This is a genomic window from Pseudarthrobacter sp. RHLT1-30-1, assembly GCF_059383415.1.
The window spans coordinates 17,157-32,870 of sequence record NZ_JBWZCG010000035.1 but is presented as its reverse complement, the minus strand read 5'-3'; the positions used below and the strand labels follow the sequence as shown (position 1 = coordinate 32,870).

15 protein-coding genes are annotated in these 15,714 nt (G+C 69.3%); 8 read left to right on the top strand and 7 right to left on the bottom strand.

The window, feature by feature from the left end; translation table 11 throughout:
- Nucleotides 1-248 precede the first annotated feature (248 nt).
- Complete coding sequence (locus AC50YM_RS18595) at nucleotides 249-1,604, top strand: MFS transporter (RefSeq protein WP_494958427.1); 1,356 nt, start codon at nucleotides 249-251, stop codon at nucleotides 1,602-1,604.
- Nucleotides 1,605-1,793: 189 nt separating this feature from the next.
- On the opposite strand, the gene AC50YM_RS18590 is transcribed toward AC50YM_RS18595, so the two are convergent.
- The 5 genes from AC50YM_RS18590 to AC50YM_RS18570 form a co-directional block, all read right to left on the bottom strand.
- Nucleotides 1,794-2,621 carry an alpha/beta fold hydrolase gene (locus AC50YM_RS18590; RefSeq protein WP_494958426.1) on the bottom strand — a complete coding sequence of 276 codons (828 nt, stop codon included), beginning with the start codon at nucleotides 2,619-2,621 and terminating at the stop codon, nucleotides 1,794-1,796.
- A 4-nt stretch (nucleotides 2,622-2,625) separates the two neighbouring features.
- Nucleotides 2,626-2,955, bottom strand: a complete 330-nt coding sequence (locus tag AC50YM_RS18585; RefSeq protein WP_056426240.1) for a biotin/lipoyl-containing protein — start codon at nucleotides 2,953-2,955, stop codon at nucleotides 2,626-2,628.
- Nucleotides 2,948-4,021 (bottom strand): alpha-ketoacid dehydrogenase subunit beta, encoded by a 1,074-nt coding sequence (locus AC50YM_RS18580; RefSeq protein WP_494958425.1) that lies wholly within the window; start codon nucleotides 4,019-4,021, stop codon nucleotides 2,948-2,950. Before AC50YM_RS18580 ends, AC50YM_RS18585 begins: the two co-directional genes overlap by 8 nt.
- The gene (locus AC50YM_RS18575) at nucleotides 4,014-5,087 is read right to left on the bottom strand and encodes a thiamine pyrophosphate-dependent enzyme (protein WP_494958424.1); all 1,074 of its coding nucleotides are present in this window, start codon (nucleotides 5,085-5,087) and stop codon (nucleotides 4,014-4,016) included. Before AC50YM_RS18575 ends, AC50YM_RS18580 begins: the two co-directional genes overlap by 8 nt.
- A 226-nt stretch (nucleotides 5,088-5,313) precedes the next feature.
- Nucleotides 5,314-6,678: an amino acid permease gene (locus tag AC50YM_RS18570; protein ID WP_494958423.1), complete on the bottom strand. Its 1,365-nt coding sequence runs from the start codon at nucleotides 6,676-6,678 to the stop codon at nucleotides 5,314-5,316.
- Between the two features lie 175 nt (nucleotides 6,679-6,853).
- Between AC50YM_RS18570 and AC50YM_RS18565 the strand changes: the two genes are divergently transcribed.
- From AC50YM_RS18565 to AC50YM_RS18540, 6 genes are all read left to right on the top strand, one after another.
- Nucleotides 6,854-7,327 carry an Lrp/AsnC family transcriptional regulator gene (locus tag AC50YM_RS18565; protein ID WP_494958422.1) on the top strand — a complete coding sequence of 158 codons (474 nt, stop codon included), beginning with the start codon at nucleotides 6,854-6,856 and terminating at the stop codon, nucleotides 7,325-7,327.
- A 209-nt stretch (nucleotides 7,328-7,536) separates the two neighbouring features.
- Nucleotides 7,537-8,247 (top strand): NUDIX hydrolase, encoded by a 711-nt coding sequence (locus tag AC50YM_RS18560; RefSeq protein WP_494958421.1) that lies wholly within the window; start codon nucleotides 7,537-7,539, stop codon nucleotides 8,245-8,247.
- A complete protein-coding gene (nadA, locus tag AC50YM_RS18555) occupies nucleotides 8,244-9,557 on the top strand; it encodes a quinolinate synthase NadA (protein ID WP_494958420.1) in 1,314 nt (437 codons plus the stop codon). Before AC50YM_RS18560 ends, nadA begins: the two co-directional genes overlap by 4 nt.
- A complete protein-coding gene (gene nadB / locus AC50YM_RS18550) occupies nucleotides 9,554-11,317 on the top strand; it encodes an L-aspartate oxidase (protein WP_494958419.1) in 1,764 nt (587 codons plus the stop codon). Before nadA ends, nadB begins: the two co-directional genes overlap by 4 nt.
- On the top strand, nucleotides 11,314-12,306 hold the full coding sequence (nadC, locus tag AC50YM_RS18545) for a carboxylating nicotinate-nucleotide diphosphorylase (protein WP_494958418.1): 993 nt from the start codon (nucleotides 11,314-11,316) through the stop codon (nucleotides 12,304-12,306). The genes nadB and nadC overlap by 4 nt, the downstream gene beginning before the upstream one ends.
- Nucleotides 12,303-13,463: a cysteine desulfurase family protein gene (locus tag AC50YM_RS18540; protein WP_494958417.1), complete on the top strand. Its 1,161-nt coding sequence runs from the start codon at nucleotides 12,303-12,305 to the stop codon at nucleotides 13,461-13,463. Before nadC ends, AC50YM_RS18540 begins: the two co-directional genes overlap by 4 nt.
- Before the next feature lie 96 nt (nucleotides 13,464-13,559).
- On the opposite strand, the gene AC50YM_RS18535 is transcribed toward AC50YM_RS18540, so the two are convergent.
- Nucleotides 13,560-14,114, bottom strand: coding sequence for a GtrA family protein (locus AC50YM_RS18535; protein WP_494958416.1), 555 nt, complete (start codon nucleotides 14,112-14,114; stop codon nucleotides 13,560-13,562).
- Between the two features lie 4 nt (nucleotides 14,115-14,118).
- On the bottom strand, nucleotides 14,119-14,793 hold the full coding sequence (locus AC50YM_RS18530; protein ID WP_494958415.1) for a DUF1684 domain-containing protein: 675 nt from the start codon (nucleotides 14,791-14,793) through the stop codon (nucleotides 14,119-14,121).
- A gap of 82 nt (nucleotides 14,794-14,875) precedes the next feature.
- Here AC50YM_RS18530 and AC50YM_RS18525 point away from each other — a divergent pair, with 82 nt between their 5' ends.
- The gene (locus tag AC50YM_RS18525; RefSeq protein ID WP_494958414.1) at nucleotides 14,876-15,700 is read left to right on the top strand and encodes a hypothetical protein; all 825 of its coding nucleotides are present in this window, start codon (nucleotides 14,876-14,878) and stop codon (nucleotides 15,698-15,700) included.
- Nucleotides 15,701-15,714 lie beyond the last annotated feature (14 nt).

The window sequence follows — 15,714 nt, the reverse complement described above, 5'->3', positions numbered from 1 at the left end:
CTTGTCCGGTCATGGTGAGGGGATTCCCGGAACCGTACCGGTTGCCTGCCGGGGCTGTCCCCGCCCCCCCCCACGCCGTCATTTTTCGAGGCGGTGAAGCATTTTTTCCCGGGATGTGTGTCCTGTCACACATTTCATAGTAAGATTCTGAATACTAACTGACCGTTCGATCAGTAAATCCAGAGGCAGTAAGTTTTTCTTTCGCACCCAACCCGGGCAGTACCTCTGCCCCCAGCAACGGAGTTCCAATGACCGCAACTTCAAGTGTCGATTCTGAGGCGGGACCCAGCAGCAAGCATGAGGAACGCAAGGTCCTCGCGGGCACGCTGGTCGGAACCACTATCGAGTGGTACGACTTCTTTATCTTCGCCCAGCTGACGGCAACGCTGCTGTCGCCCCTGTTCCTGGCACCGCTGAACGCCTCCAACCCGGGCCTGGCGCAGATCCTGTCTTTTGCCCTGATCGGCATCAGCTTCCTATTCCGCCCGCTCGGAGCCATCGTCGCCGGCCACCTGGGTGACCGTCTCGGCCGGAAGGCCATGCTGGTCTTCACGCTGGTCATGATGGGAGCCGCCACGGCGCTGATCGGCATGCTGCCGACCTACGCCCAGATCGGCTTCTGGGCTCCCGTGCTGCTGATCCTGCTCCGCGTCATCCAGGGCTTCTCGGCCGGCGGTGAATGGGGCGGTGCCGCCCTGATGGCCGTCGAGCACGCTCCGAAGAGCAAGCGCGGCCTGTTCGGCGCCTACCCGCAGATCGGTGTTCCGGTCGGCATGATTCTCGCCACCGGCCTGCTGTACTTCCTCAATACGTCCATGTCCAAGGAAGACTTCGCCTCCTGGGGCTGGCGTGTGCCGTTCCTGCTCTCGATCGTGCTGATCGTGGTCGGCTACCTGATCCGCCGGGCGGTCGCCGAGAGCCCCGTCTTCAAGGAGATGCAGGACCGCAAGGAGGAGAGCAAGGCGCCGCTGGGCGAGCTCATCCGGAAGCACAAGAAGGCCGTCCTGTACTCCACGATGATCTTCATCGGCAACAACGCCGCCGGCTACCTCCTGATCGCGTTCTTCATCTCCTACGCCACCAAGTCCCTGAAGATGCCCGTCGCGCAGATCCTGCTGGCCACCACGCTGGCATCGTTCGGCTGGCTGATCTTCACCCTGGTCGGCGGCTGGCTGTCGGACAAGATCGGCCGGGTCAAGACGTTCCTCACCGGCTACGCCATCGTTTTTGCCTGGATGATCCCGATGTTCGCGCTGATCGACACCAAGGACATCGTGCTCTACGGCGTGGCGCTGTTCGTCCTGACCGTCGGCCTGGGCCTGTCCTACGGCCCGATGTCCGCAATGTACGCCGAGATGTTCCCGGCTAACGTGCGCTACTCGGGCATCTCGATCGGCTACGCCTTCGGCGCCATCCTGGGCGGTGCGTTTGCGGCCACCATCGCAGAGGCCCTGCTGCAGGGCACCGGCTGGACCGGTTCCATCGGTATCTACATCATGATCCTCTGCGTGATCTCGGCTGCGGGTGTCCTCCTTGCCGGGGAAACCAGGGGCCGCCCGCTCGGCGTCAGCCACGGCGCAACGGATGATGCGGCCCGGCACTAGTCTCCAGGGACCAGTAGCCAGCCAAGCTTGAGGGCACGGGCCGAAAGGTCCGTGCCCTCCCGTGTTTAACCCACCGTCGGGCACCACTCCCACCCAACGCGGAGTCACTTCGCGCCCATCCGGGGCCGCCGCATGGGCCACATCTGACCCCGCGTTGTGGTGGTGGTGGTGGTGGTGGTGGTGCCGTGACTAGACGGACAGGAAGCTGACGGAACCCTGCTTGAAGGCGCGGCTGGTGATGGCGTTGGTGTGGCTGCGGCCCGGCAGGACCAGCTGCTCGACCAGCGCACCGGCCCTGGCCCCGAGGGCAGCGAGTTCCGGCATCGATGCGGCGCGCTCGTCCTTTTCCCCGGCCACCAGCAGCATCGGCACGTGCGGCACGGCCTCGGCGGGATCGAACGGCTCGCTCTTGATCGCCTCCACGAGGGACAGCAGCGAGAAAATGTTGTTGCTCGGCAGCAGCAGGGCCATTCGCAGCAGCCCGGCGGTCGACGCATCGGCGATCGGGGTGCCGTCGGCCAGGTAGCGCTGCGCGGCGACCAGGTCGAAGTCGGCCAGCGGATCGGAGACGTTCGGGCCGCCGAGGACCAGCCGGTGCACCAGCTCATGCTGGGTGGCGCCGAACTCCCACGCCAGCCGCGACCCGAGCGAGTAGCCGATCAGGTCCAGCCCGCTGGACGGGTCGCCGTCGCGCAGCGGGCGGACGCCGGCGTCGAACGCGATCTGGAGCAGGTCCGCGCGGATCCTGCTGGGCGAGTACGAGTCCAGGTCCTCGGGCGCCCCGCTGCGGCCGTGGCCGGGAAGGTCCACCGTGATGACGCGGCGGCCGGCCTCAAGCAACGCGGTGAGCCAGCCGGTGTCCTCCCAGTTAAGTTTGGACGAGGACGAGAAGCCGTGCAGCAGCAGCACCGGGCGCAGCCCGGCGTCGGAGCCGGGTTCGTGCACTTCCACGTACAGCTGCGGGTCGGTGCCCTCGACGGTGTGGGAATGCTGTTCGCCGGTGTGTCTGCCGCTCATGGTGTCAGTCCTCGTCAAGTACGGCGCTCAGGCGGACCCGGCGCTTCGGTGCCTCTTCCTTCGGGACCGTGCCCACGATGCCGGCGGTGTTGTCCGGCACCTCAAACACAATCAGGGGCTCGCCGACATTGATTTTGTCACCGGGCCCGCCGTGGATACGCACTACCTTACCTGCCTGCGGGCTGGGCAATTCAACTGCCGATTTCGTGGTTTCCACCTCGACGAGCGGCTGGTTGCGCTCCACCTGGTCACCCGGCGCCACGAGCCATTCCAGTACGGTGGCCTCGATCAGGCCCTCACCGAGGTCGGGGAGGGGGAAGGATATTTCAGCCACGTTTGTACTCCAATACTCGCTGGATCCCGAACAGGATCCGGTCAATGTTCGGGATGTATTCGTCTTCCAGATCCCCGGAAGGGTACGGCACATCGAAGCCGGTGACGCGCTCCACCGGGGCCCGGAGTGTGTCAAAGCACGCCTGCGTGATCAGCTGGGCCACCTCGGCGCCCAGGCCGGACGTCAGCGGCGCTTCATGGACGACGACGGCGCGGCGCGTCTTGCGCACGGACGCCGCCAGCGCCGCGGCGTCGATCGGCTTGAGCCAGCGCAGGTCCAGGACCTCGACGTCGATCCCGTCCTCGGCGGCGAGCTCGGCCACCTGCAGGCAGCGGGCCACCATGGCGCCCCACGCGACAAGGGTGAGATGCCGGCCCTCACGCATGACCTTGGCACCGGTGGGGGCGCCGCCGGCCGGCCCGTGGGCGGCGAGGTCCACCTCGCCCTTCTGCCAGTAGCGGGACTTCGGCTCCATAAAGATCACCGGGTCCGGGCGGGTGGCGGCGTACTTGAGCAGGTGGTGGGCCTCGTGCGGGTTCGACGGCGAGACCACCTTCAGGCCCGGGACGTGCGCGAAGAGCGCCTCGAGGCTTTCGCCGTGGTGTTCGGGGGCGCGGATGCCGCCGAAGCTGGGCACCCGCAGCGTGATGGGCATCGGCAGGGTGCCGCGGCTGCGGTAGTTCATCCGGGCGATCTGGCAGACAATCTGGTTGATCGCCGGGTAGGCAAAGCCGTCGAACTGGACCTCGGGGATGGGGTGGAATCCGGCCATCGCCAGACCCACCGACATGCCCAGAATGCCGGATTCCGCGAGCGGCGTGTCGAACACGCGCCGCTCGCCGTGCTTGGCCTGCAGGCCGTCGGTGATGCGGAAGACGCCGCCGAGCCGGCCGCAGTCCTCGCCGAAGACCAGGGTCTTCGGGTTCTCCGTGAGCACCTCGTCGAGGGCCCGGTTAAGGGCCTGCTGCATGGACATCACGGTGCCGGTTGCCGGGGCGTTCCCGGCCGGGTTCCCGGCGGTGCTGGCGCCAGCGGCGTTTGCGCTTTGCAGGGTCGAGTTAGACATGTTCGGACTCCTCACGCCAGCTGGCGGCCTGGGACTGAAGGGCAGGGGTGGTTTCCTGGAAGACCAGGTCAAACATTTCGGTGCCGGGGCGGGAACCGAGCGCCTCGATGCCGGTGCGGATCTGTTCCTCCTCGGCCTGGGCCGCGGCGAGGGCAGCGGCGAAAAAGGCCTCGTCGGCGACGCCGTCGGCGAGCAGTTGCTGCCGGAAGCGCTGCAGCGGGTCGGGGCCCGCGCCGTCGCGCTCCTCGTCCAGCGAGCGGTAGCGTCCCGGGTCATCAGAGGTCGAGTGCGGGCCGCGGCGGTAGGTCATGGCCTCGACGAGCACGGGGCCGCTGCCGGACCGGGCGTGCGCGAAGGCACGGCGGGTGGCCTCCACGACGGCGACGACGTCGTTACCGTCGATCTGCAGTGCCGGCATGCCGTAACCGGCGGCGCGGGCGGCCACCGAGCCGCCGGCCACCTGGCGTTCGGTCGGAACCGAGATCGCCCAGCCGTTGTTCTGCACGAAGAACACCACGGGGGCCTTCATAACGGCGGCGAAGTTCAGGGCCTCGTGGACATCCCCCTGCGAGGAGGCGCCGTCACCGAAATAGGTCAGTGCGACCCCGAGCAGCCCGTCAGGGTTTAGCCCGTCAGCGCTTGTACCGGCGGCGGCGGCCAGCGTCTGCCCGTGGGCCCAGCCGACAGCGTGCAGCACGGAGCCGGCCACCACGGCCTGGATCGGGGCGAGCCGGGATTCCAGCGGGTCGTAGAGGCCGCCGTGCCAGCTGGCCTTGTGCGTGGACATGTAGGCCACCATGTCAACGCCCATGGTGCGGGCGACGCCCATCTCGCGGTAGGTCGGGAAGACGAAGTCCCGGGTGGTGTCCACGGCGTAGCCGCTGCCCACCTGGGCCGCTTCCTGGCCGAGTTCGGGCGCATAGCCGGGAATGATGCCCTGCCGCTGCCAGGCGACGGCCGCGGTGTCCAGGTGGCGGACCGCCACCATGAGCGAATAGAGCTCGCGGAGCTGGGCGGGGGTGAGCGGTTCGGCGGGGGCGCCGGCAGCCAACGGAAGTGTGTCCATGACTGTGACCCTAGTCACCGGTCCGTCGCTGGGCAATCAGCCCGCGGAACACTGGCCAGACTGTACAAGAGTGCCAGCCCGCTCGCCCGTGGCCCTGACAGTTTGTATACTCCAGGCGCTGCCCGCCGGATCACACCTGACTCGCAGCAGGGGCCGTTCTGAGCCTCCAGAACGGCCCCTGCCGCGATCCACTTTTGGCCGGCTTGGGGCAGCGGCTGCCTGCCGGCTACTTGCGGGTCAGCCGGGCGCCGAGCCAGCAGGCCGCGGCAATGCCCGCGACCAGGGCGATGGTGCTGACCAGCTGCCTGCTGCTCTCCGGACTGCTGAAGCCAACGGCGAAAATCAGGGCCAGGAGAACCAGCCCGAAGATCGTCAGTCCCGGGAAGCCCTTCATCCGCAGCGGGAGAACGGTGCCCTCCCGGTCGGCGCGGCGGCGGAGGATCAGCTGGGACACGAGCGCCGAGCCCCACACCATCAGGCAGGTCGAGCCGACCAGCTGGAACAGCGCCGGGAGGATCCGCTCCGGAAAGAGCAGCTCGAGCACGGTGGCCAGGAATCCGAAGGCCACGGAGACGCCGACGGCGAGCATCGGCACCCGTGCCTTGTTGACCTTGGAGAGGAAGCGGGGCGCCTCGCCGCGTTCGGACAGCGAAAAGACCATCCGGGACGCCCCGTACAGGTTTGCGTTCAGGGCCGAGAGGAGTGCGACGACGGCCACGAGGGTGATGGCGGCGCCGGCGCCGGGGATGCGGGCCACGTCCAGGACGCCGGCGAAGGGTGACGCGAGGGCGTCGGAGGTGTACGGAAGGACCGCGGCGATCACAAACACCGAGCCGATGTAGAAGACCAGGATGCGCCACACGACGGTGCGGATAGCCTGGGCCACGCTGTGCTGGGGGTTCTCCGTCTCGGCCGCCGCCACACTGACAATCTCGGTGCCGCCGAACGCGAAGATCACGACGAAGAGTGCCGTGGCGATGCCGCCCAGGCCGGCCGGGGCGAAGTCGGCGGTGAAGTTGCTCAGGCCGGGGGATTCGACGTCCGGCAGCCAGCCCAGCAGCAGGGCGGTGCCGATTCCCAGGAACAGCAGGATGGCGGCAACCTTGAGGATGGCGAACCAGAACTCGAACTCGCCGAAGTTTTTCACCCCGGCGAGGTTGATCGCGGTGAACACGACCATAAAGATCAGAGACAGGGCCCAGACGGGGATGACCGGCCAGACCGTGAAGAGCAGGCCGGCGGCGCCCAGGGCCTCGGCGGCGATCACCACCACCAGCTGCAGCCACCAGAGCCAGCCCACGGTGGCTCCGGCGGTCCGGCCCATGGCCTTTTCGGCGTATACGGAGAACGCGCCGCTGTTGGGGTTGGCGGCGGCCATTTCGCCCAGCGCCCACATCACGAGGATGATCAGGGTTCCGGCGACCAGGTAGGAGACCAGGACGGCGGGTCCGGCGGCCTGGACACCGGCCCCCGAGCCCAGGAACAGGCCGGCACCGATGGCGCTGCCGAGTCCCATCATGGTGAGTTGGCGTGGCTTCATGCTGTGGCCGAGTTTCAGGCCGGGGCGCTCCGCGGTGGACTTCATTGTCATGCTGGCGAACCTTCTTGTGGTTTGGATCCGGGGTCCTTATGGGACTTATTGAATTTACCGCTATTGGAGCGCGGTCCAGAGTCGCGGGCATGAGAGCATGGTGACAGTTTGCTGGCCTGGAGCGGTATCTCCCTGACGCTTTGTGAGCCCAAAGTGGCGCTAGGAGGAACACTTGATGGACGTTGATGCGCTGGACGCGAAGATTGTCCGATTCTTCACCGATTCACCCCGGGCCTCGGTGCTGGAGGCATCCCGCGTGCTGAAGGTGGCCCGCGCCACCGTGCAGTCGCGGCTGGACCGGATGCAGGACAGCGGGGTCATCGGCTCCTGGGTGCCGCAGCCGGATCCGGCCCGGTTCGGGTATCCCGTGGTCGCCTTCTGCTCCCTGACGATCAACCAGGACCTGGGCCACGACGCCGTCGTCGAGGCCCTCGCGGCGATCCCGGAACTGATCGAAATCCACACCGTCTCCGGCAGCTCGGACCTGATGGCCCGCATTGCGGCCCGCTCCAACCCGGACCTGCAGCGCGTGCTGGATGCCATGATCGCCACCCGCACGGTGCTTCGTTCCTCCTCGGTGATTGTGCTGAACACCCACTTCCAGGGCCGCACGCTCCCGCTGCTGGAAGCCGCCGCCGCGGGACGGTGACCCGGGCGGGCCAGCCGGCGGGCCCGGTGTGAACTGCAACATGCCGGTGAGAACCGCAACATGCCGGTGTGAGCTGCAACATTTTGCGCCGCGGCCGGGAAGGTCGTAGAATCAGTTCTAGTCAATTTGACTATAACTAATCCGGCGGTCGGGCCGGAACACGGGCCGGTCCTAAGGGCCATCCCGGAGCCCGGAGGGGTGAAACCGCCGTGTACACCACAGCAGCCAACGTCGCTGAACGGCAGCTCGCGCCGCCGTCGTTGGCCATCTCCACGGTGATCTTCGCCCTGCGCCCCAGCGAACAATCCGGCCGGCCCACCCTGTGGATCCCGCTGGTGCGGCGGATCCGCGAACCCTTCAAGGGGACGTGGGCGCTGCCAGGCGGCCCGCTGACCCACGCCGAATCCCTGCCGGACGCCGCCTCGCGGAACCTGCGCGAGACCACCGGGCTGGCGCCCAGCTACCTCGAACAGCTGTACGCCTTCGGCGGCCTGCACCGCTCGCCCACCCAGCGGGTCGTCTCCATTGTGTACTGGGCGCTGGTGCAGCCCACCGAGGCCGCGCTCGCGGACGAATCCGAAAACGTCCGGTGGTTCCGTGCGGACCGGCTCGGCGCACTGGCCTTCGACCACAACGCCATCATCGAGTACGCGCTCTGGCGGCTCCGCAACAAGATGGCCTACGGGTCCATCGCTTACCACCTGCTTGGCGAGTACTTCACCCTCTCCCAGGTCCGGGAGGTCTACGAGGCCGTCCTGGACCGCGAACTGGACCCGGCCAACTTCCGACGGCAGATCAAAGCCACGCCGGAGATCGAAGAAACCGACCAGTACCTGCAGGGCGGCAAACACCGCCCGCCCCGCCTCTACCGCTACACCGGCCGCCCAGGCCTGGACCCAGACAACAGGAGCACACCATGAGCAGCGTCAACACAGCCATCCAGCTGATCACGCGCGAACAGGCCGCCGGCAGCGCCAAGGGCATTGCAGCAGCGGCGTCCACCTGCAGCCCGGCGCTCGCCCGCGGGCCCTGGGACTATGACCTCGCGGAGGCCCTCGCCGGCGTGCCGGCCTACGGCCCCGGCGCCTCCGTGGCGGACAGCGCCCCGCCGTCGACCCCCCGGCAGGGCCAGCTCCCGGAGGAGTACAAGCGGGCCGGTGACGCCGAACTTGACGCCCGGATCCGGGCCGCCAAGGCAACGCTCGGGGACCGCGCCGTGGTCCTGGGCCACTTCTACCAGCGTGACGAGGTGGTGGCTTACGCCGACTTCGTGGGCGACTCGTTCCAGCTGGCCAACGCCGCGCTGACCCGGCCCGACGCCGAGGCCATCATCTTCTGCGGTGTGCACTTCATGGCCGAGACCGCGGACATCCTGTCCCGGCCGGACCAGGCCGTGATCCTGCCCAACCTGGCCGCCGGCTGCTCGATGGCGGACATGGCGGACATCGACTCCGTGACCGAGTGCTGGGAGCAGCTCGAGGAGCTGTTCGGGACCGAACCCGACGCCGGCGGCCGGGTCCCGGTCATCCCGGTCACCTACATGAACTCCTCCGCCGCCCTCAAAGGCTTCTGCGGCGAGCACGGCGGGATCGTCTGCACCTCCTCCAACGCCGCCACGGTGCTGGAGTGGGCATTCGAGCGCGGCCAGCGCGTGCTGTTCTTCCCGGACCAGCACCTGGGCCGCAACACCGCCAAGGCCATGGGCGTTCCGCTGGAGCAGATGCCGATGTGGAACCCGCGCAAGGACCTCGGCGGCAACGACGAACAGATGCTCGCGGACTCCCGGGTGATCCTGTGGCACGGCTTCTGCTCGGTCCACAAACGCTTCAACGTCGGCCAGATCGAGAAGGCCCGCGCCGAGTTCCCCGGCGTGCAGGTGATCGTGCACCCGGAGTGCCCCATGGAAGTGGTGGATGCTGCCGATTCCGCCGGATCGACGGACTTCATCCGCAAGGCCATCGCCGCCGCGACCGAGCCGACCACCTTCGCTGTCGGCACCGAGATCAATCTCGTCAACCGCCTCGCAGCGGAGAATCCTCAGCACACCATCTTCTGCCTGGACCCGGTGATCTGCCCCTGCTCCACGATGTACCGTATCCACCCCGGGTACCTCGCCTGGGTCCTGGAGGCGCTGGTCCGGGGCGAGGTGGTCAACCGCATCACGGTGGAGGACGCCGTCGCTGCCCCGGCGCGGGTTGCCCTCGAACGGATGCTGGCGGCGCGGCCGTGACCAGGCGACTGGTGGTGGTCGGCAGCGGCATTGCCGGGCTGTACGCCGCGCTGCTGGCGTCTGACGCCGCACTTGACGCTGCGCCCGACGGCGGACCGGCGTGCGAGGTGGTGCTGCTGACCAAGGGGACCCTGGAGCAGAGCAACACCTGCTATGCCCAGGGCGGCGTGTCGGCAGTGCTGCTGCCGGGGGAGGCCGCGCCCGGTGATTCCGTGGACGCGCACATCGTCGACACCCTCACCGCCGGCGCCGGGCTCAACGACCCCGACGCCGTGCGGGTCCTGTGTACCGAGGCAGCCCGGGACATCGCGGGGCTGCAGCGGTTCGGCGTGCACTTCGACGCCGGACCCGGCGGAGGCCCGGCGCTCGGCCTCGAGGCGGCGCACTCGGCCGCGCGCATCCTGCACGCCGGCGGAGACGCGACCGGTGCCCGCATCGCCCGCGCCCTCGTCGCGGCAGTCCTGGACCGTGCGATCCGGGGACAGCTGCGGGTCGAGACCGGAGCCTTCGTCACCGAACTCCGCACCGGGCACCCCGGAGCCGGGCCGGCGGGCGGCGCCGCCCGGGTCACCGGCGTCACGTACCTGTCCCACGGGGCCCCCCGGTGCCTGGACGCCGACGCAGTGCTGCTGGCCACCGGCGGCGCCGGACGGCTCTTCGCCCGGACCAGCAACCCCTCCGTTGCCACGGCTGACGGCCTGGCCCTGGCCTGGCGGGCGGGGGCAGCCGTCCGTGACCTGGAGTTCTTCCAGTTCCACCCCACCACCCTGGCGGCGGACGAGGTTCCCGGCGGTCCGCCGGCTCTGCTGATCTCCGAGGCGGTCCGCGGCGAGGGCGCCGTCCTGCTCGACGCGGCCGGCTACCGCTTTATGCCCGACTACCACCCGGCTGCCGAACTGGCACCGCGCGACGTCGTCTCCCGCAGCATCGCGCTGCACCTCGCCGCCACGGGTGCCCCGGCGGAGAGCCCCGTGTATCTCGACGCCCGGGGAATCGAGGCCACCCGCGGTCCCGGTTTCCTGGCCGGGCGTTTCCCCACCATCACCGCCGCCACCCGCGCCGCCGGCTACGACTGGGCCACCGAAACGCTTCCGGTGTCCCCGGCGGCCCACTACTGGATGGGAGGCGTGGCCACCGACCTCTGGGGCCGCACCTCCGTGCCGGGACTCTACGCGGCCGGAGAAGTCGCCTGCACCGGAGCGCAGGGTGCGAACCGGCTGGCCAGCAATTCCCTCCTGGAGGGGCTGGTCTTCGGCCGCCGTGCCGTGGCGTCGTTCCTCCGCGGAGCGGACCCGGAGCCCGGTCCGGCCGGACCGGTCGGACCGGTCGGCCCTACCAGGGCAGGCCTTCCGGCGGCGGGGACGGGCCAGGGAACTGTGCCGTTCAGCCGGGATGCCCTGCGGCACCTCATGACCAGCGCGGCCGGGGTGATGCGCACCGGACCCGACCTCGACGCCGCTGCCGCACGGCTCGCGGACTGGGCCGCTGCCTTCGCCGCAGCTGACGGGCTTCCGGACGAGGGGGCCGTTCCCGGCCAGTCCGACCACGAGGACCGGAACCTGCTGCTGGCAGCCCGGCTGCTCGTGGCCGCGGCGCGGAAGCGGACCGGCTCGGTGGGGGCCCACTACCGTATGGACGCTGACACCCCAGCCACCCTTCCCGCAGTGCTCGCGGCCCCGGCCCGGGCCAGCCTGCCGGCCGGCACCCACAGTCACAGGCATGCCGCCGTATCCCGTCCGAAACAAAGGATCTCGTCATGACAGCACCCGCAGCAGCCCGCCCCAGCGCCCACCCCGTGACGGCGCTCGCCGGAACCCTGCCCGCAGCCGCCGTCGACACCGTCCTCCGGGCCGCCCTGCTGGAGGATGCCCCCTACGGTGACATCACCTCCCAGACGCTCATCCCGGCGGACGCGCGCGCGACGGCGGTCCTCGCCGCCCGCGTCCCCGGCGTGCTCAGCGGCGGGACGGTGTTCGCGGCCGCGATGAAGCTCACCGACCCGGACGCCGCCGTCGAACTGCTGGTTGCCGACGGAGCCGCCTTCGCCGCCGGTACCGTGCTCGCGAGGGTCCGCGGGAACGCCCGCGCCGTGCTGCTCGCCGAACGCGTGGCCCTGAACCTGGTCCAGCGGATGAGCGCCATCGCCACCAAGACGGCGGAGTTCGTCGCCCTGGTGGACGGCACCGGGGCACGCATCGCCGACACCCGCAAGACGACGCCGGGCCTGCGGGTGCTGGAACGGTACGCCGTACGCTGCGGCGGCGGAGCCAACCACCGCTTTGGCCTCTCGGACGCCGTGCTGGCCAAGGACAACCACCTCGCCGTCCTGACCGGAGGAGACGCCTCGAAGCTCACCGATGTGCTGCGGGAGGCCAAAACCCGCCTCGGGCACACCACCCACTTCGAAGTCGAGGTGGACCGGATGGACCAGATCGAGCCGGTGCTCGCCGCGGGCGTCGACACCATCATGCTGGACAACTTCACTCCGGCGGAGCTTGCCGCCGGAGTGGCCCTGGTGGCCGGCCGGGCCCGCGTAGAGGCCAGCGGCAACGTCAACCTGGCCACCGTGGCCGGCATCGCCGCCACCGGGGTGGACGTCATCTCGATCGGCGGGCTCACCCACAGCGTCGCCGCCCTGGACCTGGGCCTCGACATCGAACTGGGCCTGACCAGCGACATGACCAGCGACGTGACCAGCGACGTGACCAGCGGTACCAGCGACCAGACGGCCGGCCAGGCCACGCCGTGATCTTCCTCGACGCCGCTGCCACCACCCCGGTGCGCCGCGAGGTACTCGAGGCGATGTGGCCGTATCTCAGCGGGGACTTCGGCAATCCCTCCAGCCACCATTCGCTCGGTGACTCGGCGGCCACGGCGCTCGCCGGGGCACGGGCGGCGACGGCCAGGGCGCTGGGCTGCCGGCCGGGCGAGGTGGTCTTTACCTCCGGGGGCACGGAGGCGGACAACCTGGCCGTCAAGGGCATTGCGCTGGCCCGGCGCGGCGCGGACCCCCGGCTGGACCGGGTGGTGATCAGCGCCGTCGAGCATCCCGCCGTGGAGGAATCCGCCCGCTACCTGGAGCGCGTGCACGGCTTCGCCGTCGACGTGGTGCCGGTTGATTCCTGCGGCCGCGTCACCGGGGCAGCCCTCGCCGCCGCGCTCCGGCCGGAGACCGCCCTGGTCAGCATCATGTACGCCAACAACGAGGTGGGCACCGTGCAGCCGATTGCAGAGCTGGCTGCGCTGGCCCGCGCCCGCGGAATACCCTTCCACACCGACGCGGTCCAGGCCGCCGGCTGGCTGACCATCGATACGGCGGCCCTGGGCGTGGACGCCCTGAGCATTTCCGGCCACAAACTGGGCGCGCCGAAAGGAAGCGGGGCGTTGTTTGTGCGGAGCCGGACCCGGCTCGAACCGGTCATCCACGGCGGCGGGCAGGAACGCGGGCGCAGGTCGGGGACCGAAAACGTGGCCGGGGCCGTGGCCCTCGCCACGGCGCTAACGCTGGCAATGTCCGGACAGCGGGACCGCGCAGCGCGCGTGGCCGACCTGCGTGATGAGTTCATCCGCTTAGTGCGGATGCAGGTTCCCGGCGCCGTCCTCACCGGCCACCCGAGCGAACGGCTCCCGTCCGTCGCGTCGTTCTGCTTCCCGGGGACCAGCGGCGAATCCGTGCTGTTGGAACTCGAGCGGCTGGGGGTCATCTGCTCCAGCGGGTCGGCCTGCGCGGCGGGTTCGGACGAGCCGTCCCCGGTGCTGCAGGCGATGGGCATCGACGCCGCAATTGCGCAGACCGCTGTCCGCTTCAGCTTCGACTCAACGATCACGGCGGCGGAGCTGCAGCAGGCAGCGGCAGCGGTCGGCAGCGCCGTCGGCAGCGTCCAGGCGCTCGGCTCCGGCGCCTGACCCCATTTGCCCTGTCACTTTCGGTGCCTATTCCGCCCTGAGAGGGACATTATCTGGCAGCGCAAGCGGGGTTTGTCCGGCGGGCCCGGCACCTGCCTAGACGTGCCGGGCCCGCCGGAAGATCCAGTGCCGCAGCAGGGTGAAACGCACGGCAGTGGCCACAAAGCCGGACAGCGTCGTGGTCCACAACTCATCCGCGACGGTGGCCGCGGGGCTGATCCAGTGCAGGATGCCAAGGCTGCCGCCGGTGATCAGCAGCGCCCCGAGGATCACGACGAGGCCGTTGAGGTGGTCGCGTTTCACCCGGTGGCGTTCGGTGATCTTGAAGGTCAACCGGCGGTTCAACGCCGTGTTCAGGAGTGAGGTGAGGATCAGGGCCGTCGCGTTGGCCGGCTGAGCGCCAAGATAGGGCCGGAGGAAGGCATAGAGCGCCAGCGACGTCACCGTGCAGACAATCCCGACGCCGGTGAACCTCAGCAGTTGCCGGACGAGCGGGGAGCGCAGGACGCCGCGGTGCCGGTGCCGGACGGGACCGGGGAGGGCTGCGGTGGCGACGGCAGCGGGGTCCGGAACCGGAACCGGAACAGAAACCGAAACGCTGCGGGCGGCAATGTCAGGGGCAGGCGGGTGCTGCTCAAGCTGGGCATCCACCGGCTCAGTACAGTTCGCCGACAGGGATCTCGACGGCCAGGCGGTTGGAGGGTCCGGCGAGGGGGCAGGCCCACGCCTCGTTGTAGGCGCAGGACGGGTTATAGGCAAAGTTGAAGTCAACGACGAACTCCGCCTCCGGGCCGGACCCGCGCACACCGTGGAAGGCGCCCTTGATCGTGTCCAGCAGGTAGCGGCCCGCGCCGTAGCTGCCGCCGGGCTGCCCGGCCGTGGCATCACGGAACGGCACGAAGAGGCCGCCGCCGTAACCGTTGAGCTTCCACACGGCGAGCTGGCCCAGCTCCGGCAGATCGAACGTGCCGAGCCGGACGAACCGGACCACACCGTCCGTCCCCGTTTCCACGTTCATCTCCCTGCCCGCGCCCTCATTCGTGATGGGAATGTGGAAACGGTAGATCGGATCGTAGTCTGCTGTCTTGAGGCCGCCGAAACTGGACTTCGCGTCCGCCGTCAGCGGTGACGCGGGGTGCGTGCCGAACATCCGGTCCCGCTCCTGGCGCCAGTAGGAATGTGCCTCGGCCGGATCTTCCGCCGCGATCTTGCGCACGGCGGCGTAGAGCGCGAAGGTCCGCAACCGCCAGTCCGCGATGTCGACGGCGGAGATGTCCGCCACGCTGTCCTGGGCCCCAATATCCGTGGAGTCAAAATCCTGATCCGCCATGCCCCCAGCGTAGCCCGCTTTCCCTCAGCGAAACGCTGCCCCGCGGCCTTCGGGCGGCCCGAAGTCCCGCTACGCTGGCACCATGAATGGGACGGGCACTTTACGGCGGACGGCGGCCCGCGGCTTCCGGATCGCCGCTGCGGTGGCGCTCGCAGCGGCCGCGCTGTCGGGCTGCAGCAGCGACAACAAGGGCGCCCCCGCGTGGACGCCGGACACCGGCCCGGGCCCGAGCGGAAGTGCAGCGACCGGGGAACCAACGGCCAGCAGCGCCGCACCAGCCGCCACACCGGGGTCGACCGCCTCCGGGACCGCGGATCCCGGCTCGACGGCGGCGGCCTGGAAGGTCTTCACCGATCCGGCCAAGACCATCAGTTTTGAGCTGCCGCAGGAGTGGATCGCCCAGTCGGTGGCCCCGGAGCGGGGAACCCTGGCGGGGGCGCTCAAGATCGAGGTAAAAGACGCCCGGGGCGGTGACGTCGCCACTCTGCAGACCGGGGTCCCCCCGCGGGCCGCCGCGGCCTGCGCGGACGACGCGGCAAAACCGTACGTCGTAGTTAGCAGCGTTCCGGTGGAGCTGCCGCATCGCGGCGGGGAAGGCACCATCGAGCCGCACGTGGTGTTCCGGGTGATCCAGGGCTACAAGTACTTTGGCTCCTACGGCATCACCAACATCGTCGGAGGCACGGCCGGATCCTCCTGCGCGCTGCAAAACCTGGTCCGTGGCCAGGAAGGCAAGGGGGACTACTCCTTTGCCGACGTGAGGGAGCTGAAGGCATTCGCCCCGGACGAGAAGGTTGCACCGGCCAAGGTGTTCGACACACTCGACCAGGCGGCCACATACGTCAGCGAGGGCTCCGACTTCGCCAACGTCCAGCGGATGCTAATGTCGCTGAAGATCAAAAACTAGCCCCGCTCCGCCCG